At 66.5% G+C, this 16,780-nt stretch carries 15 protein-coding genes and 2 pseudogenes; 10 read left to right on the forward strand and 7 right to left on the reverse strand.

Features of this window, described 5'->3' with window-relative positions; genetic code table 11:
* The first annotated feature begins 38 nt into the window (after window positions 1-38).
* From EYR15_RS07130 to EYR15_RS07155, 6 genes are all read left to right on the forward strand, one after another.
* Window positions 39-464, forward strand: a complete 426-nt coding sequence (locus EYR15_RS07130) for a MerR family transcriptional regulator (protein ID WP_131002535.1) — start codon at window positions 39-41, stop codon at window positions 462-464.
* Window positions 465-559: 95 nt separating this feature from the next.
* Window positions 560-931, forward strand: a complete 372-nt coding sequence (locus EYR15_RS07135) for a hypothetical protein (RefSeq protein ID WP_131002537.1) — start codon at window positions 560-562, stop codon at window positions 929-931.
* Window positions 932-1,000: 69 nt separating this feature from the next.
* On the forward strand, window positions 1,001-2,272 hold the full coding sequence (locus EYR15_RS07140) for a TolC family protein (protein ID WP_131002538.1): 1,272 nt from the start codon (window positions 1,001-1,003) through the stop codon (window positions 2,270-2,272).
* Complete coding sequence (locus EYR15_RS07145; protein ID WP_131002539.1) at window positions 2,269-2,670, forward strand: hypothetical protein; 402 nt, start codon at window positions 2,269-2,271, stop codon at window positions 2,668-2,670. The genes EYR15_RS07140 and EYR15_RS07145 overlap by 4 nt, the downstream gene beginning before the upstream one ends.
* Window positions 2,667-4,097, forward strand: coding sequence for a divalent metal ion exporter adaptor subunit IhpB (gene ihpB / locus EYR15_RS17320; protein ID WP_342635537.1), 1,431 nt, complete (start codon window positions 2,667-2,669; stop codon window positions 4,095-4,097). Before EYR15_RS07145 ends, ihpB begins: the two co-directional genes overlap by 4 nt.
* A gap of 25 nt (window positions 4,098-4,122) precedes the next feature.
* A complete protein-coding gene (locus EYR15_RS07155) occupies window positions 4,123-7,332 on the forward strand; it encodes an efflux RND transporter permease subunit (RefSeq protein ID WP_131003264.1) in 3,210 nt (1,069 codons plus the stop codon).
* Window positions 7,333-7,765: 433 nt separating this feature from the next.
* Here EYR15_RS07155 and EYR15_RS07160 read toward each other — a convergent pair.
* The 3 genes and pseudogenes from EYR15_RS07160 to EYR15_RS07170 form a co-directional block, all read right to left on the reverse strand.
* A pseudogene (locus EYR15_RS07160) lies at window positions 7,766-8,008 on the reverse strand (tautomerase family protein); the annotation flags it as partial.
* 13 nt (window positions 8,009-8,021) lie between these two features.
* Window positions 8,022-8,909 carry a VOC family protein gene (locus tag EYR15_RS07165; protein WP_131002542.1) on the reverse strand — a complete coding sequence of 296 codons (888 nt, stop codon included), beginning with the start codon at window positions 8,907-8,909 and terminating at the stop codon, window positions 8,022-8,024.
* A 24-nt stretch (window positions 8,910-8,933) separates the two neighbouring features.
* Window positions 8,934-9,359, reverse strand: coding sequence for a DoxX family protein (locus EYR15_RS07170; RefSeq protein WP_131002543.1), 426 nt, complete (start codon window positions 9,357-9,359; stop codon window positions 8,934-8,936).
* A gap of 108 nt (window positions 9,360-9,467) precedes the next feature.
* Here EYR15_RS07170 and EYR15_RS07175 point away from each other — a divergent pair, with 108 nt between their 5' ends.
* Together EYR15_RS07175 and EYR15_RS07180 are read left to right on the forward strand one after the other, a co-directional pair.
* The gene (locus tag EYR15_RS07175; protein WP_131002545.1) at window positions 9,468-10,397 is read left to right on the forward strand and encodes a LysR family transcriptional regulator; all 930 of its coding nucleotides are present in this window, start codon (window positions 9,468-9,470) and stop codon (window positions 10,395-10,397) included.
* A gap of 119 nt (window positions 10,398-10,516) precedes the next feature.
* Window positions 10,517-10,747: pseudogene (locus EYR15_RS07180) on the forward strand (zinc-binding dehydrogenase); the annotation flags it as partial.
* A gap of 989 nt (window positions 10,748-11,736) precedes the next feature.
* On the opposite strand, the gene EYR15_RS07190 reads toward EYR15_RS07180, so the two are convergent.
* The 3 genes from EYR15_RS07190 to EYR15_RS07200 form a co-directional block, all read right to left on the reverse strand.
* Complete coding sequence (locus EYR15_RS07190) at window positions 11,737-12,021, reverse strand: antibiotic biosynthesis monooxygenase family protein (RefSeq protein ID WP_131002547.1); 285 nt, start codon at window positions 12,019-12,021, stop codon at window positions 11,737-11,739.
* Window positions 12,021-12,683 carry an N-carbamoylsarcosine amidohydrolase gene (locus tag EYR15_RS07195; RefSeq protein ID WP_245498197.1) on the reverse strand — a complete coding sequence of 221 codons (663 nt, stop codon included), beginning with the start codon at window positions 12,681-12,683 and terminating at the stop codon, window positions 12,021-12,023. Before EYR15_RS07195 ends, EYR15_RS07190 begins: the two co-directional genes overlap by 1 nt.
* 106 nt (window positions 12,684-12,789) lie before the next feature.
* Window positions 12,790-13,740, reverse strand: a complete 951-nt coding sequence (locus EYR15_RS07200; protein ID WP_165455455.1) for an AraC-like ligand-binding domain-containing protein — start codon at window positions 13,738-13,740, stop codon at window positions 12,790-12,792.
* Between the two features lie 484 nt (window positions 13,741-14,224).
* On the opposite strand from EYR15_RS07200, the gene EYR15_RS07205 reads away from it, so the two are divergent.
* Window positions 14,225-15,127 carry a helix-turn-helix domain-containing protein gene (locus EYR15_RS07205; protein ID WP_131002551.1) on the forward strand — a complete coding sequence of 301 codons (903 nt, stop codon included), beginning with the start codon at window positions 14,225-14,227 and terminating at the stop codon, window positions 15,125-15,127.
* Between the two features lie 262 nt (window positions 15,128-15,389).
* On the opposite strand, the gene EYR15_RS07210 is transcribed toward EYR15_RS07205, so the two are convergent.
* A complete protein-coding gene (locus EYR15_RS07210) occupies window positions 15,390-15,701 on the reverse strand; it encodes a hypothetical protein (protein ID WP_131002553.1) in 312 nt (103 codons plus the stop codon).
* Between EYR15_RS07210 and EYR15_RS07215 the strand changes: the two genes are divergently transcribed.
* The gene (locus EYR15_RS07215) at window positions 15,700-16,779 is read left to right on the forward strand and encodes a putative urea ABC transporter substrate-binding protein (RefSeq protein WP_131002555.1); all 1,080 of its coding nucleotides are present in this window, start codon (window positions 15,700-15,702) and stop codon (window positions 16,777-16,779) included. The two genes, EYR15_RS07210 and EYR15_RS07215, sit on opposite strands and share 2 nt — an antisense overlap.
* Window position 16,780 lies beyond the last annotated feature (1 nt).

Below are 16,780 nucleotides of genomic sequence, written 5' to 3' on the forward strand. Positions count from 1 at the left end.
ACCCTGTAGCAACTACAGGGTCAAGCCGGAGGGTCGGCATGTCGGACATTCTCGCGATCGGCGAGCTGGGACGGGCGACCGACACCAAGGTCGAGACCATCCGGTACTACGAGCGGATCGGCCTGCTCGCGGCGCCGCTTCGCACATCGGGCAACTACCGGGCCTATGACAGGGCGCATCTGAACCGCCTGAGCTTCATCCGGCGCTCGCGCGACCTCGGCTTCTCGCTCGAGCAGGTGCGGGCGCTGCTCGACCTCGCGGACCAGAAGGACCGTCCGTGCGAGGCCGTCGACGAGATAGCCCGGGTCCACCTCGCGGAAGTCGAGCGCAAGATCGCCGACCTTGCCGCGCTCCGCGAGGAACTCCGCGACATGGTGCGTCAATGCGGCCACGGCGCGGTCCGCGACTGCCGGATCATCGAGGCCCTGTCGCCTCCGGTCGAGACGGCTACGTCGCCGGATTAAGGAGCCGTTCACCTTCCGCCGCGACCATGACCTCGCGGATTCGTGGCCTCGCATCTCCTTGACATGGCCCCCGAATTCCCGGATTGCGTCGCAACATGGTCGATTGGTCGAAGGCGAACTTGGCGTGGATCGGACGCATCTGCGTCCGGTTGGCGATCGCGCTTTGCCTCGTCGTTCTGGCCTTCGGCAGCGCCGTCCAGCACGGGCTTGAGGCCAACGGCGGCGCGGGTTCCACCCTTACGCTCGCCATGACGGCGGCGGACGCCTCCAGCGACCAGCCCGGCGGCGACCTCGACAAGGGGGCGGAACTCGCCGACCATGGATGCCATGGCTGTGCGGCAATTCCCCAGCCGCTGCGGAACGGCGCGGCGGACCGCGCTTTCAACAAGGCGGTCCCGGCCTGGGCCTCGATTCCTTCGTCTTCGGGACGCGAGCCCCTCATCGACCTTCGGCCTCCCCGGGCCTGACCTGACGGCTTCTGTGTCGGCGCGCGCCTAACAAGCCGCGCCCCCGCTCGTCAGTTCTCCAGGTCAATCATGCTTTTCAGAACCCGCGCGCTTGCGCTGGGGGTGGCGATCGCGCTGCTCCCGGCTCCCGCGACGCACGCCAAGTCCGCATCGCGGACCCTTACGCTTTCCCAGGCGCTGTCGCGCGCCGTCGCCTCCAGCCCGAGCCTCGCGGCCGCGGACCGGGAGATCGGCGCCGCGTCGGGGCGCGCCATGCAGTCGGCGGTGTTCCCGAACCCCGAACTCGCCTTCGAGCTCGACAACGCCTTCGGCTCAAGGTCGAAGCGCAACCTCGACGCCGCGGAGACCACCATCCAGATCAGCCAGCTCTTCGAGCTCGGCGGCAAGCGCGACGCCCGCATGGCGGTCGCCGCGGCAGAGGGAGACGCGGCGCGGTGGGAGCGCGCCGCCACCCGCCTGCAGGTCCTCGCCGAAGCGGCCGAGGCGTTCGCGAGGACGCTCGGGGCGCAGCGGCGCGTCGCCGAGCTCGAGGACCAGGTCGACGATCTCGACCGCCTGACCCCGCTGCTGCAGAGGCGCGTCGAGGCCGGGGCTTCCTCCAGCGCCGAGATCTCGCGGGGCCGGCTGGCGACGGAGACGACGAGGGTCGAACTCGCAAAGGCGCGCGCGGCCTTCCAGTCCGCCCGGCGCGAACTCGCGGTGCTGATCGGAGAGACGGCGCCGTCCTTCGCCGCGGTCGGCGGGGACCTTTCCCGGATCGGCGCGCCGCCCTCGTTCGACGGCTTGATGGCGCGGGCCCTCCAGACGCCTCAGCTCACGCGCTTCACGGCCGTCATGGCGCAGCGGCGCGCGCTTCTTGCGGCGGCCCGCGCGAAGGCCGTGCCGGACATCACCGCGGGCGTCGCCTGGCGGCGCTACGAGGAGGACCGGTCGAACGCCGCGCTGGTCTCGCTCAGCGTGCCGCTCCCGCTGTTCGACCGGAACGAGGGCGGCGTGATCGAGGCGCAGCAGACCCTCGCCAAGACCGACGCCGAGCGCGCGGCGTCCCGGAACGCGCTGACGGTTCTGGTCGGCCGCGCCTACGAGGCGCTTCGCGGCTCCTACGAGGAAGCCCGGCTTACCCGCGGCAACGTCCTGCCCGTCGCCCGCGAGGCCTACGACAGCATCCGCTCCGGCTACGCGGAGGGCCGCTACACGCTGCTCGAGCTTCTCGAGGCGCGGGCTGCGCTTTCGGAAGCCTCCCTCAAGGAGATCGATGCGCTCGTCTCCTTCCACGCATCGCTCGCCAGTCTCGAAGGCCTGACGGGATCCGCACTCGTTCTGTCCCGGAGAGACAAATGACCGTTTGCAAGCCCGCCCGCGCCGCGGCGCTGATCCTGCTCGCCTCGCTGACGGCGGCCTGCTCGAGCTCACCCGAGGCGAAGCGCATCGTACCCGTCCCGAACACGGACGGCCGCTGGGTCTATGACGGCCGCCGACCGCCGAGCTGTAACGACCGGAACCGCCGCGTCCGCCACTTCCACGGCGACGGACACACGACCGGGCACGAGCACCTCGGCCATGGCCACAAGTGGAACGACCGGAACTTCAAGGGCTACCTGACCAAGCCGCCCTGCTACATCCGCCGCGCCGCGGACGTCCGCGGCCAGGCGACGGCCATTCCCGCAATCCAGACACGTCCTTCAGCCGTCGGCGTGGCCGCCGCGGCGCTCCACGCCCTGTCCGGAGACTTGTCATGAGCCGTTCCGCCGCGCGCAACGCCGCCGTCCTAGCGATCGGCGGCCTCATCGGAGCCGGGAGCCTGTACGCGGTCCAGGAGGGGCCGTCAGCCCTCTCCGTGAAGGCGCTTTCGCTCTATTCCGGCCTGCTCGGGGGCGATGGCCACGCCCATGCGGAAGGACCCAAGGCGGTCGCGGCCGCGGATGGCCACAATAAGGACGACGGCCATGCTCATGGCGAGGCCGAAACGGGCCACGGCAAGGATGACGGCCATGGCCACGGCGAGGAGGGCAAGCATTCCGGCGACGACGGGCACGGCCATGGCTCTGGCAAGGACGACGGTCATGGCCATGACAAGCCCAAGGCCGAGACGGGCCCGTCGGCCATCGTCGCGGCCGCGGATGACCATAAGGAAGGCGACGGCCACGGTCGCGACGAGCCAGGAAAGGCGCACGCTGAGGATGACGGGCACGGGCACGGCTCGGGCAAAGCCGACGCGCACGGGAAGGACGATGGTCACGGCTACGACAAGCCCAAGGCCGAAGCGGCGCAGTCGATGAAGGTCGCGGCGGTCGACGCCAAGGACGACGGCCATGGTCACGGCGGCGGGGGCCACGACGAGGAACTTCCCGAGGGCGTCGTCGAGCTCGGCGACGCCAAGGTGAAGGTCTCCGGGATCACGCTCGGCGAGGCGAAGCCCGCGACGCTGCGCGAGGAGCTCCAGCTCAACGGGATCGTGCAGGCGAACCAGGAGGCGACGGTGCAGGTCACGCCGCGCTTTCCGGGCATCGTGCGCACGCTCGCCAAGCGGCTCGGAGACGAAGTGAAGAAGGGTGAGCTGCTCGCGGTCGTCGAGAGCAACCAGAGCCTCACGCCCTACGATCTCCGGGCGCCGATCTCCGGGGTGATCACGGAGCGCCAGGCGTCGCTCGGCGAGTACGTCTCGGAGCAGAAGCCCGCCTTCGTGGTGACCGACCTCTCGACGCTGTGGGCGGACTTCTCGGTCTATCGCCGCGACCTCGCCAAGGTGCAGGTCGGCGAGACGGTGCGCATCGACCCCGAGGACGGCGGAGCGCCGATCGAGGCGAAGATCTCCTATCTCTCGCCGATCGGCGCCGCGGACACCCAAAGCGCCCTCGCGCGGGCTGTCATCCAGAACGACGGCCGATTCCGTCCGGGGCTGTTCGCGGTCGGCATGGTTTCAACCGCCGAGCAGGACGTGCCGCTCGCCGTTTCGATCGACGCGATCCAGTCGCTGGAGGGCCGGGACGTGATCTTCGTTCGCGAGGGCGACCGCTTCGCCGCCCGCGACGTGGCTCTGGGGCGCCGCGACGCGTCCAACGTCGAGATCGTCTCGGGGCTGAAGGCTGGAGAGGCCTATGCGGCCAGGAACAGCTTCGTGGTGAAGGCCGAGCTCGCCAAGGGGAGCGCGAGCCATGAGCACTGAGGCCTCGAATGGAAGCCCGTCGGGCCTGATCGAGCGGATCCTCGCCGTCGCGATCGCCCAGCGCTGGCTGGTGGTCTTCGCCTGCCTCGGGGTCGCCGGCCTCGGCGCGTGGAACTTCCTGCGGCTGCCGATCGACGCGGTCCCGGACATCACCAACGTCCAGGTCCAGATCAACACCACCGCGCCAGGCTTCTCGCCGCTCGAGGTCGAGCAGCGCATCACCTATCCCCTCGAGACCGAGATGGGAGGGCTGCCGGACCTCGACTACACCCGATCGCTGTCGCGCTACGGCCTCAGCCAGGTGACGGTCGTGTTCAAGGACGGGACCGATATCTACTTCGCGCGCCAGCTCGTGAACGAGCGGCTGCAGCAGGCCAAGGACCAGCTCCCGCCGTCGACCGAGGCCGCAATGGGGCCGATCTCGACCGGGCTCGGCGAGATCTACAATTACGTGGTGGACGCGAAGCCGGGAGCGAAGAAGCCGGACGGCTCCGACTACTCGCCCTCCGATCTCCGAACGATCCAGGACTGGATCATCAAGCCCCAGCTTCGCACCGTCCCTGGGGTGGTGGAGGTCAACACGATCGGCGGCTACGAGCGCCAGCTCCACGTGCTGCCGAACCCTGCGCGGCTGATGGCCTATGGCCTCACCTTCCGGGACGTGATGACGGCGCTCAGCTCCAACAACAACAATGTCGGGGCCGGCTACATCGAGCGGAACGGCGAGCAGTACCTCGTCCGCACCCCAGGCCAGGCGATGTCGGCGGACGACGTGGCGCGCATCGTGATCGGCTCGCATTCGGGCACGCCGGTGCGGGTGTCGGACGTCGCCGAGGTGAAGGACGGCCGAGAGCTCCGCAACGGGGCCGCGACGCTGAACGGCCACGAGGTCGTGCTCGGCACCACGATGCTGCTGATCGGCGAGAACAGCCGGACCGTGGCCGACCGGGTCGCGACCAAGCTCGGCGAGGTGCAGAAGTCGTTGCCGGAGGGCGTCGAGGCGCGCCCCGTCTACGACCGCTCGACTCTGGTCGAGGCCACCATCGCGACCGTCGAAAAGAACCTCGTCGAGGGCGCCCTGTTCGTCATCGCCGTGCTGTTCCTGCTGCTCGGCAATATCCGCGCGGCGATCGTCACCGCCTTTGTGATCCCCCTCGCGATGCTCTTCACCATCACAGGGATGGTCGAGAACAAGGTCTCGGCGAACCTGATGAGCCTCGGCGCGATCGATTTCGGCATCATCATCGACGGCGCGGTCATCATCGTCGAGAATTGCCTTCGCCTGCTCGCCCACGAGCAGCATCGCCGCGGCCGCCTGCTGACCCTCCAGGAGCGGTTCGACACGATCCTCGCCGGAGCGAGCGAGGTCATAAGACCGAGCCTGTTCGGCACGCTGATCATCGCGGTCGTTTATCTGCCCGTCCTCACCCTCACGGGCGTCGAGGGCAAGATGTTCACGCCGATGGCCGTGACCGTGCTGATGGCGCTGCTCGGCGCCTCGATCTTCTCGATGACGTTCGTGCCCGCCGCGATCGCGATCTTCGTCTCCGGCAAGGTGTCGGAGAAGGAGAACTGGTTCATGCGCGGCGCGCGCGTGACCTACGAGCCGCTGCTCGGCCTGATGATCCGGCTCCGCTGGGTGGTGGCGCCGGCCGCTGCGGCGCTGGTCGCGGTCACGGCGCTGGCGGCATCGCGGATGGGGGGAGAGTTCATCCCGAGCCTCGACGAGGGCGACGCGGCGGTCCAGGCGCTCCGCGTCCCTGGAACGAGCCTCACCCAGTCGCTCGAGATGCAAGGCGCGCTGGAGAAGCGCCTCATGCAGCTGCCCGAAGTGAAGGAGGTGTTCGCCCGCACGGGCGTCGCCGAGGTCGCGACCGACGCCATGCCGCCCTCGATTTCCGACGGCTACCTCATGCTCAAGCCCCGCTCCGAATGGCCGAACCCGGCCAAGACCAAGGCGGAGCTCATGGAGGACGTGGAGAAGGCCGCGGAGGAGATTCCGGGGTCGAACTACGAGCTCTCGCAGCCGATCCAGCTCCGCTTCAACGAGCTGATCTCGGGCGTGCGATCCGATGTCGGCGTGAAGATCTTCGGCGACGACCTCGACACGCTGCTCCAGACCGCGGGCAAGGTGCAGGCGGTGTTGTCCAAGGTGCCGGGCGCGGCCGACGTGAAGACCGAGCAGGTCACCGGCCTGCCGATCCTGACGGTGAAGCTCAACCGCGCCGCGCTCTCCCGCTACGGGGTGAGCGTCGGAGACGTCCAGGAGATCGTCGAGATCGCGGTCGGCGGCAAGGAGGCCGGCCAGATCTTCGAGGGCGACCGCCGTTTCGACATCGTCGTGCGGCTGCCCGAGGCGCTCCGGACCGACATCGACGCGCTCAAGAACCTGCCCGTGCCGCTGCCCGCCGGAGACGGCGACGCTGCGGCCCAGCCGACGCCAGCAGCTTTCGGGACGACCCAGCCGCGCACGCGCTACGTGCCGCTATCGTCGCTCGCCTCGCTTGAGGTGGCCCCCGGCCCCAACCAGATCAGCCGTGAGAACGGCAAGCGGCGGATCGTGGTCTCGGCCAATGTCCGCGACCGCGACCTCGGTTCCTTCGTGGGCGAGGCCGAGAGGGCCATCACCGACCAGGTGCGGCTCCCGACCGGCTACTGGATCGGCTGGGGCGGACAGTTCGAGCAGTTGGTGTCGGCGACCGAGCGCCTCACCATCGTGGTGCCGATCGCGCTGGGCCTGATCTTCGTGCTGCTGATCATGAGCCTCGGTTCCGTCAAGGACGCGGCGCTGGTCTTCTCCGGCGTGCCGCTCGCGCTGACGGGCGGCGTGGCGGCTCTGTTGGTCCGCGACATCCCGCTGTCGATCTCGGCGGGCATCGGGTTCATCGCGCTGTCGGGCGTCGCTGTGCTGAACGGCCTCGTCATCATCGCTTTCATCCAGAAGCTTCGCGCCCAGGGCGTGGAGCTGGTGGAAGCCGTGAAGGAGGGCGCCCTGACAAGGCTCCGCCCGGTGCTGATGACCGCGATGGTGGCCTCGCTTGGCTTCGTGCCCATGGCGGTGGCGACAGGCCCGGGGGCGGAGGTGCAGCGCCCGCTCGCGACCGTGGTGATCGGCGGGATCGTGTCCTCCACGATCCTGACGCTGCTGGTTCTGCCCGCCCTCTATGTCCTGTTCACGCGCCGTCGGCGGGAGCCAATTCCCGAGCCCAAGCATGCCGCGGCCGTCGCGTCATGAGGAAGGACACATCTATGCGAACTGAACTCGCGGGCGCGGCGATGGTCCTGGCGCTCGTGGCGGGGGTCCCGGCTCCGGCGCGCGCGCTGAACGAGGACGTCATGCGCAACATCCTCTCGCCCGTCTACCTGGCGCAGAACCTCACGGCCGTCTGCATGAGGATCGATCCCGAGTTCGCTCGGAAGCTCGGAGGCAAAGGTGGCGACGCGAGCGCCCTGATCCGGCACATCCAGGACGAGATACTCGCGACGATGACGCGCGAGGAGGCGGCTCCCATTGTGCTCAGCGCCGCGGGAGCGGCCCGCGCTGTCGGCCTTGGGATGATCCGCTCTCTTGCGGGCGGTTCGATCGAGGAGCAAACGGCGCGCGCGACCTCGTTGGTACGGCCATCGCCACGGCCGTGCATCCTACTATCTCGGGGAAGTCGCTTCGATCACGTCGCCGGCGTAACGCTTGGTTCTCCGAAGAGCTTGCCCTCTCCGGCCCAGTCGCTTGGGGCGACATCGTCGAAGATGACGTAGATGTATTTCGGATCGGTCCCGGTTTGGCGAACGATGCTTTCCGTGATCTCGGCGGCGACATTCTTTTTCTGGTCGTGGCTTTTGCCTTCGAACCAGCTCACTCGGACGACGGGCATGATCTGTCTCCTTCGATGCCGCGCGTAGCGGCGTGGACTTCTTACGCGCCCGTCAGACGGACGTCACGATTATCGACGTTCCCCAGGGATCGCGCCGCGAAAGCCTGTCCGGCGCGGACTCGACCGCAGGCTCCAAGGCTGTCCGCGAGCGGATAGCCTCCATTTGCCCCGCGTTCGCAATCAGGCGGACCTCGGCGAGCCCGGTCGTCCCGGCGGGCCTCATCTGGGCGCCGCTGCTGCGCCAGACGTTGGCGGCGATATGGTGGTGATACCCGCCGGAACCGAAGAAGGTCGCGCCGGGGTATCTGCAGGCGATGTCGAGCCCCAGCGCGCCGCCATAGAAGCTCTCGGCCCCCGCGAGCGCGCCGACCCGGAGATGGACGTGTCCGATGATCGAGCCTTCCGGAGCGCCGGTCCATCCGCCGGTCGAGGCCGCCGCGAGTGAGGCAAGATCGAGCTGCGCCGTCGCCATCGCGATCATGCCGTCGCGTTTCTCCCATGTCTCGCTTGGGCGATCGGCGTAGATCTCGACCCCGTTGCCTTCAGGGTCCGAAAGGTAGAACGCTTCGCTGACGAGATGATCCGACGCCCCCTCGACGTGGACGCCGCCATCGGCAGCGTGCGTCATCCATGCAGCCAAATCCGCTCGGCTCGGCAGCAGGAAGGCGGTGTGGAAGAGACCGGCGGAGCGCGGGTCGTCGCGCCGCGCGTCCGGGTCGCGCCACAGTTCGAGCAGGGGCGTTGCGCCCGCCCCGAGCGTGCAGCCCGCGTCGCCGGTCTCCAGAACGCGGAGGCCGACGACGTCTTGGTAGAAGCGGCTGACGGCCTCCATGTCCCGCACGGTCAGCACGACCTGGCCGATCCGGATCGGCGCGCCGGCCGAGGTCACGCCGGCTGCGGAGCGGGAACCGGCGGTTTCCGCCGAGGATGGAGTTTCCATGATTTGCGTCCTTGATCGATGCGCTCAGCGAACGCCGAGCGACCGTGTCGTTCCTGGAGTCGGACGAAGAGCGAGAGCTCCGTCGCCAAGCAGGGCGACGGCCACGAGGCCGACGATCCAGAGCGCGACGAACTCCCAGCCGCCGTTCGGATTGTTGAAGAAAAAGCCGGCGGCGCCGTGGACTGTGACGATCGCGCCGATGAGGATCGGGATCAGGGCGAGCGCGACGACCCTGGCGTAGACGCCCGCGATCAACGCGGCGCCGCCGAGCGTCTCAGCCGCGATCACGACATAACCGAGGGCGCCGGGCAGCCCAAGGCTCTCGAAAAACTGCGCCGTTCCGGCCGGCGTGAACACGAACAGCTTGAGGCCGGCGTGCGCGAGAAAAAGCCCGCCCACCGCAACCCGCAGAAGGGCGGCGGCGAAAGGGGCGGTGCGTGTATCGATCATCTGAGACTCCTTAGATGATGGTCTTGTCCCCGCCGATGTACGCCTGAGCTTCATATTTGATAATGCGCGCGCTAGGAGTAACACTTCACACTAATGGAGTGAGGCGGCGTGCTCGATCGGATCCTCGGACTCCAGGTCTTCGCCAAAGTGGCCGCGCTGGGAAGCCTATCGGGCGCGGCGAGGGCGCTCGGCATGTCCCAGACTATGGCGACGAAGCATATGGCGGCCGTGGAGAACCGGCTGGGCGTCCGGCTCGTGCACCGTACGACGCGCAGGATCTCCTTGACCGAGGCCGGGCGGCGCTACCTGGAGAGCGTCGAGCGGATTCTGTCCGAGATGGCTGAGGCTGACGCTCTTGCGGCGGCGGAGCGTGTTGAGGTGACGGGCGCGCTGAGGGTGAACGCTCCGGCCTCCTTCGGCGTCCGCGAGCTCGCGCCAATCCTGCCGGAGTTCGCCCGCCTTCATCCCGCTTTGCGGATCGAGCTTGGGCTGAGCGATCGCGTCATTGACCTCGTCGAGGAGGGCTGGGACGTCGCGGTGCGGATCGGCCGCGTCTCGGACCAGAACCTGATCGCCCGCAAGCTTGCGCCCTGCCGCCTGCTCGTCGCCGGCTCGCCGGCCTATCTCTCGGAACGCGGCGTCCCCCGAGCGGTAGCGGAGCTCTCCGCCCACAACTGCCTTGGCTACACGCTGTCGAGCGCTGTGGGGCCCGGCCACTGGCTCTTCGGGACGGATGGGGGCGTCCGGGCTCCCGTCTGGGGAAACCTGCAGGCGAACAACGGCGACGCGCTCGTGGCGGCGGCGGTCGCAGGCCAGGGACTGATCTACCAGCCAACATTCATCGTCGCCGACGAATTGAGAGCCGGCCGTCTCGTAGCTGTTTCGCTCGATGTCGCGCCGATCGAGCTTCCCGGGATCTTCGCCGTCTATCCGGGCGCGAGGCGGCCGCCCGCAAAGATCCGCGCCTTCGTAGACTTCCTTCTGGGACGGTACGGCTCTGCGCCTCCCTGGGAACGCGGCCTCTACCTCCCGGGGTAATCAGCTTCAGGCGAGACTGAAGCGGGCGCCTCGCCTTCCGGGGGAGCGTTAGCACGAGCGTGGAGCGAGCGACGGGCCCAGCTTGATAGCGTCGAGGCCAAGCGAGCCGTGATCATAGCTGGAAGGTCGGGCCGGGCATGAAAGTCGGCATCGTGGGCCTCGGCGGGCTTGGCCACATGGGCGTGAAGCTCGCTCACGCGATGGGCGCGCATGTCGTGCTGTTCACGACATCCCCCGGCGAGGTCGAGGACGGCAAGGGCCTCGGCGCCGACGTGGTGATCTCGAAGAACCCGGACGAGATGGCGGCGCACGCCGGAAGCTTCGACTTCATCCTCGACGCGGTCGCGGCGTAGACTGAGACAATATCATCCAGGTGGCGGCGGCCTCCTGCCACGACAGGCCGTCGGGATGTTCTAGGTCGCCCGAGGTGCCATACTGACCAGGAAGAAGCATGGGACGACGCTGACCTTGCCAAGTCCCTAACTAGCGCCTGAACGCCCCGACGGTGCGGTTTGACCGTGCCTCTAATCACTAATGGTGGGCAGCCGACGCCGCACTGTTCTACAGCGGTCATGGTCCTTCGGCCGATGTCGGCTCTTTGGACAAGCGCCGAATTCCGCTTCTGGCGCCAAGCGGCGGTGAGTTCAGGTCGCAGCCTGACCCGTAGCTGTAGTTCGGCATGTCCTCTTTATAGCCAGCCTGCGCGATCAAGCCGTTTGTCTTAAGCGCAGCGATCCACGGTTCGGGCGAAACTGCCGTTAGGCCATTAGCTCCGCTAGTATGGTCAGGACGCCGATGCGCCGAGCGATGTGTCGCCGGTTTCGGCGATGAACGGCGCACGAGAGTCCTGCGCTTCCAGTCAGAGCGAGTATCACTCCAAAGGTCGCGGCCTTCGACACCTTAATAACGAAGCAGGTCGCGAGTGGATTACAGGTTCCTTCGCGCTCCCAAGGCGCGGCGCCATATCGCGACCAGAAAATCCACGTGCGCCAGACCTTTGCGGAGGGCGTCGGAATCATCCTGGGGTCACTGCGAAAAAGGCCCGGCAACTCAGTTGACGGAACGTCTAGATCGCGCGCGACAGACGGCCGGCCCGAAGCCTATCCGCGAGAATGAAGGTCGGTTGATAGACGGCGCCTTGGCCAGACGCAGCCGCAGCGACGAGCGCGTCGCCGTCAGGGTTCCCGAACGGGCGCTTTCACGGTCCCGTTGCCAAAACAGCCATGCGTCGGGAAGAAACAATGGCTATAGCGACGCTAACAGCGCCGCGTTCTGCGAAACACGCCTGGCGTCGAGACACTCTTATTCTGAATTTTCACTCAATGTGTCTCTAGGGAGCTCAAGGTCGGAAGTGCATCACCGACGCTTCTCCCGAAAGGTATGGCGCAAAGCAGCCGAGGAACTCTCCGAACGACGGGTCGTTCACGAACCGCTCGGTATGGGCTTCAAGCGACTCCCACTCGATCTCGAGCACGAAGACGTCTGGCTGCTCTACCGTCGAACCGATGCGGTGGCTCAGGTAGCCGGGTTGCCTCACCAGGATCGCCGCGGCCTGAAGCCATCCTTTTTCAAAGGCATCCCTGTTCTCGGGCGCGACCGGGAATTGCGTGAGCTCAACAATCATCAGGGGGTCCCGTTTTTCGAATTGGCGGCGGCGGCGCGAAGCGCTTCGATGGCCTCGAACTTCGAGACGACGTCGCCATATTTGCTATGGATATCGAAGAGGTTGGCTTCATGCGGAGCCACATGACGGTCTCCCACGCACTCGCGCACGACGATGGTGCGAAACCCGTGCTGCACTCCGTCGACGGCGGTCGCACGGATACACCCGCTCGTGGAGCAGCCGAGAAGGACGATGGTGTCCACCCCGCTCGCGTGAAGAGTGGAGGCGAGGCTCGTTCCGAAGAAGGAGCTCGCATACTGCTTGGTCATGACGAGTTCGCCTGGTCGGGGCGCCACCTCGTCGCAAAATTCGGCGAGCGGATTGCCGTCCGCCATCGCCGTCATCACGGTCGACTTCTTCACCCAGACGCCGCCGTCGGCGCAGTCTTGCGCGAAGTATCGGATATTAGTGTGAATCACGGGAAGACCGAGCTCGCGGACGGTCGCGAGGAAGGTTTCTGCTTCGGCCACCGCCGACACGACGCCTTCGGCATAGAGCGGCGAGCCTTCGGTGGTGTAGCCCTTCATGAAATCGATCATCAGGATGGCCGGGCGCTCGCCGAAGCCGATGCGTCCGTCCCAGACGCCCCTGTAATTTTCCTGCAGGCTTTGCCGGTCGATCAAGCGCTAGCCTCCCATCGCGATGTGCTAGGAGGCTAGCGACGCCCGAGGAGCGGCGCTTGGCGTTGCGTGCGCCGTTCCTAGGGAATCTGCGCGCTCATCGGTCGCCTCAGGCGCGCCCGGCGTCTCGCGTTTGGCGTGGGGTCTCGCCGAAATGCGCCCGGTAATGCCGGCTGAACTGGGCGTGGTCGCCGAAGCCCCAGCGATAGGCGATCTCGGCGATGGTGTCGCGCCGGTCAGCGTCCTGCAACTGGCTGCGGCATTCCTCGAGCCTCAACTCCCGGATCCAGCGTCCGACGGTCCTGTCTCCTCCGCTGAAGAGGTCGTGGAGGTATCGGACCGAGATGCCGCATTCGGCGGCGATGAGTTCCGGCGTCAACGAACGCGACCGCAGGTTCTGGCGGATGAACCGCTCAATTCGGCCGATATGGGCGCGTTGGACCGTGCTCTCGCCGCTGCGGAGCACGCGCTCGTCGCCCTCCAGGGCGAGACTGAGAAGATCGATCAGATGGGAGCCGAGGCGGTCGTGGAGGCGCTTGTCCGTCTCATCCAGGCGCTGCGGCATCGCCGAAAGCGTATCGAGCAGAAGGGCGCCCATTCCAAGTTCGGCGTCGAACACCTGCGACGCGAACCGGTCTATCGACCGGACCCGATGTCTCAGGCTCTCGGAATCAAGCTTGACAACCCAGAGCTCGTTGTCGCCCGAGTGCTCGAACTCATAGGGCGAATTGCCCCGCTGGATAAAAAACCCCCTCGTTTTGCAGTTCAGCTCGACGTCGTTCTGGCGAAAGCTCGCGCCGGACCGAAGCGCGAACGTGATCAGCAACTGTTCGCTTGCGATCGAGCGAAGATGCTCGCGCTCGCGCCGATAGCGGACGGCGCCCGAAGCGAAGCGGGCGAGCGAAGTCGGCCCGACGTCCCAGTAGGTGACGTTGCCACCGAAATGGCCGGGGTCGCGGATCTCGACGTCCAGGGGGAAGAAGATCTCGCTGACTGACTCAGACCAGTATTGAGCTCTCGTCCCAGGAGGAGCCGCGTCCGCAGTGTACTCGATCGACATCGCGCCCCCGGAAAACCGAGCTGAACCCGAAGCAATTCGCATTAGTCGGGCAAGCCTTGTGCCAGCTGCCCGCGTTCAGCGGCTTTTTCGGAATCTGCTCAGGCTCAGGCAGCGCCGTCGCCACTTCCGAGCGGGATCTGAAGCTTACGGCATCGAACTACCCGCCCGATGCTGCGAAGCTGACCATACTGAAAGTGTTTTGCACAAGTTCGCGGCATGGGCGCGTCGCATCTTTGAGGCCCAAGCGCCGCTGATCGACGAACGAGCTTTCTTTGTTAACCGTGAGTTTGCAAGAACCTGAGGGAGGTGTCTGAGGAGGGCCGCCGCGGAACGAACCTTTGGCCGAAAGCTCCGTGTGGCATGCCGCTTGCTGCAACGCAAACGGCGGGCAAACGAAGTCAGTCTTTGTTGAGGTGATGCAGTGTACCGCGAATACTGCGCTCAAAGCGTACCCGCGCCCCAGCGGGCCAGATATTGGCAAGACATGGCGTCTGCCGTCATCTTCCCGCTCGACCTGTCGTTTCAGGATGGAGATCGATTCAGCGGAACTCTCAGAAGCTGGGATCTTGGATCAGCGTCGCTCATTCATCTTCAGACGGACGCGGCGCGTTATGTACGACGCAACCACCATGTGAGCGCGGACAGCGGCGACCATGTGCTGGTCTCCTTCTCCTCGCACTCTGATGTCGGTTTCAGCCAAGACGGCGTGGATCTGCTCTGTCGCAAGCGACAGTTCTTCATTGAAAAGACTCACCAGGCGTCGGATTTCGTTCAGTCGGACTTCAACGAGGTCTGGGTCCTCAAGCTGCCGATCACGTCCCTAAAGCGATATACCAGGTCGATCGATCCCTTCTACTCCTCCCTGTTCGATGGAGACACGGGAGTCGGCGGGCTGCTGTTCGACATGGTCCGGCAGATTCCGCACCGCTATGGCGCCACCAACTCCCTGGCGGCGGAAGGCGTCGGGCAGACGCTGATGGAGCTTCTTGTTCTTGCCGTCGAGGCCGATGAACGCGCGTTGACGAGCGGGAGGTCGTCGGTCCAGCGAGGCCACGTCGCGCGTATCGAAAAATTCGTGCGCCAGCATCTCGGCGACCCCGACCTCTCGCCGGAGAAGATCGCCCGCGCATGCAACATCTCGGTGCGATATCTGCACGCGCTCTTCCAGGGTAGCGGGTCGTCCGTCGCCCAGTGGATACGCGAGATGCGGCTGGAATCGTGCCGGACCCAGCTCTGCGAACCTCATCGTCGTGAAAGCCTGGGCGAGATCGCCTACCGCTGGGGCTTCGGCGACCAGGCCCAGTTCAGCCGCCTCTTCAAGGCGCAGTTCGGCATGACCCCGCGCGATATGCGCGCCGAGGCGCGTAAGGCCGCCGAAGCAGGCTAGGCCGTCAGGCGAACAAGCGCCCCGAGGTCAGGCCGTAGCGCCGACGATGATGAATCCGCCGTCTCGATTGGCGCCGGATGAGCCCGCCTGAGCCCATCGCTTCGCCCGCGATAGGCGATGCCGCCGACGCCCGCCGGTCGGGGTAGGTCAAGCCTGAGGGCGGGGTCGTTGCGGAGCCCCACAGGACGAGGGCTTGCCGACACAAGCGACAGCGTGCGCCGGCTAAGCCGCAAGACGGCTTCAGTGTTAAGCCGCATCGCTTCTAGCCCGCTCGCACGATCCGGACGAACGGGGCGCCGAGCGCCGCGGCCGGCCGACCATGCGCCTCCAGCCAAGTCTTTGTGCGCACTCCCGCAAGATGATCCGGCATGAAGTTCACTACGGTGTTGGTGGACGGAAACAGTCCAAGGCCGAGCGAGCTGCGGCTCGATGCGCGAAGCAGCCGCCGGTCAAACAGCAGGGATGGAAGCCGCCGCGGGCGAAACGCATTGCGGCTGTTCGGCGCGCCGCCGATCGGCATGGACCCGTGCGCTCTCGAAGGCGAGAAGCCGCGGAAGATAAGGGACCTGGTCATGCACATTCGTCTGAAGCGTCTACTCGCCTATGCGCTTGTCGCCGGGAGCATTTTCTCGCTTTCGGCCGCGCCCGCAGCCGCCGAGCAGAAGACGAGCTTCAAGGTCGTCTGGTCGATCTACGCCGGCTGGATGCCTTGGGGATATCTCGTCGACCACGGCATCATGAAGAAGTGGGCCGACAAATACGGCATCGAGGTCGAGGTCACCCAGCTCAACGACTACGTCGAGTCAATCAACCAGTACGCGGCCGGCAAGTTCGACGGCGCGGCGATGGCGAGCATGGACGCGCTGACCATTCCCGCCGCCGGCGGCGTCGACACGACCGTGCTGGTCATGGGCGACTACTCGAACGGCAATGACGGCATCGTGCTCAAGAAGGGCAAGACTGTCGCTGACATGAAGGGCCAGAAGGTCAATCTCGTGGAGTTCTCGGTTTCGCACTACCTGCTCGCCCGCGCGCTGGAGAGCGCCGGCCTGACCGAGAAAGACATCACGACGGTCAACACGTCCGAGAACGACGCCGTCGCCGCCTTCACCGGCTCCGACAGCATTCAGAACGTCGTGAGCTGGAACCCGATGCTCAGCGACATCAAGAAGACGCCGGGCGCCACGCCCGTGTTCGACAGCTCCAAGATCCCCGGCGAGATCATGGACGTCATGACGGTCAACACCGAGACGCTCAAGGACAATCCGGCGCTCGGCAAGGCTCTCGTCGGAGCCTGGTACGAAATGCTCGCGCTCATGAATTCAGGGACGCCCGAGGCCGCGAAGGCCATCGAGTCCATGGCGTCGGCGTCGGGGACCGATCTCGCGGGCTTCAAGGCGCAACTCGCGACCACCTACATGTTCAACACGCCCGCCGAGGCCGTTCAGTTCACCACGGCGCCGGCGTTGTCGAAGACGATGGATCTCGTCCGGACGTTCTCCTTCGACCATCGCCTGCTCGGAGAGGGGGCCAAGTCGAAGGACGCCGTGGGCATCGCTTTCCCGGACGGGACGGTTCTCGGCGACCCCAACAACGTCAAGCTCCGCTTCGACGCCTCCTTCACTAAGATGGCGGCCGACGGGAAGCTCTAAG

The sequence above is a fragment of the Hansschlegelia quercus genome (assembly GCF_004310425.1).
Taxonomy (GTDB): Bacteria; Pseudomonadota; Alphaproteobacteria; order Rhizobiales; family Methylopilaceae; genus Methylopila; species Methylopila quercus.

Excerpts from the sequence above, each read along its gene's own strand:
- EYR15_RS07145 (WP_131002539.1), top strand. The coding sequence starts at position 2,269 with ATGACCGTTTGCAAGCCCGCCCGCGCCGCGGCGCTGATCCTGCTCGCC.
- EYR15_RS07210 (WP_131002553.1), bottom strand. The coding sequence starts at position 15,701 with ATGACCAGGTCCCTTATCTTCCGCGGCTTCTCGCCTTCGAGAGCGCAC.
- EYR15_RS07130 (WP_131002535.1), top strand. The coding sequence starts at position 39 with ATGTCGGACATTCTCGCGATCGGCGAGCTGGGACGGGCGACCGACACC.
- EYR15_RS07140 (WP_131002538.1), top strand. The coding sequence starts at position 1,001 with ATGCTTTTCAGAACCCGCGCGCTTGCGCTGGGGGTGGCGATCGCGCTG.
- EYR15_RS07215 (WP_131002555.1), top strand. The coding sequence starts at position 15,700 with ATGCACATTCGTCTGAAGCGTCTACTCGCCTATGCGCTTGTCGCCGGG.
- ihpB (WP_342635537.1), top strand. The coding sequence starts at position 2,667 with ATGAGCCGTTCCGCCGCGCGCAACGCCGCCGTCCTAGCGATCGGCGGC.
- EYR15_RS07135 (WP_131002537.1), top strand. The coding sequence starts at position 560 with ATGGTCGATTGGTCGAAGGCGAACTTGGCGTGGATCGGACGCATCTGC.
- EYR15_RS07170 (WP_131002543.1), bottom strand. The coding sequence starts at position 9,359 with ATGATCGATACACGCACCGCCCCTTTCGCCGCCGCCCTTCTGCGGGTT.
- EYR15_RS07190 (WP_131002547.1), bottom strand. The coding sequence starts at position 12,021 with ATGATTGTTGAGCTCACGCAATTCCCGGTCGCGCCCGAGAACAGGGAT.
- EYR15_RS07200 (WP_165455455.1), bottom strand. The coding sequence starts at position 13,740 with ATGTCGATCGAGTACACTGCGGACGCGGCTCCTCCTGGGACGAGAGCT.
- EYR15_RS07165 (WP_131002542.1), bottom strand. The coding sequence starts at position 8,909 with ATGGAAACTCCATCCTCGGCGGAAACCGCCGGTTCCCGCTCCGCAGCC.
- EYR15_RS07205 (WP_131002551.1), top strand. The coding sequence starts at position 14,225 with ATGGCGTCTGCCGTCATCTTCCCGCTCGACCTGTCGTTTCAGGATGGA.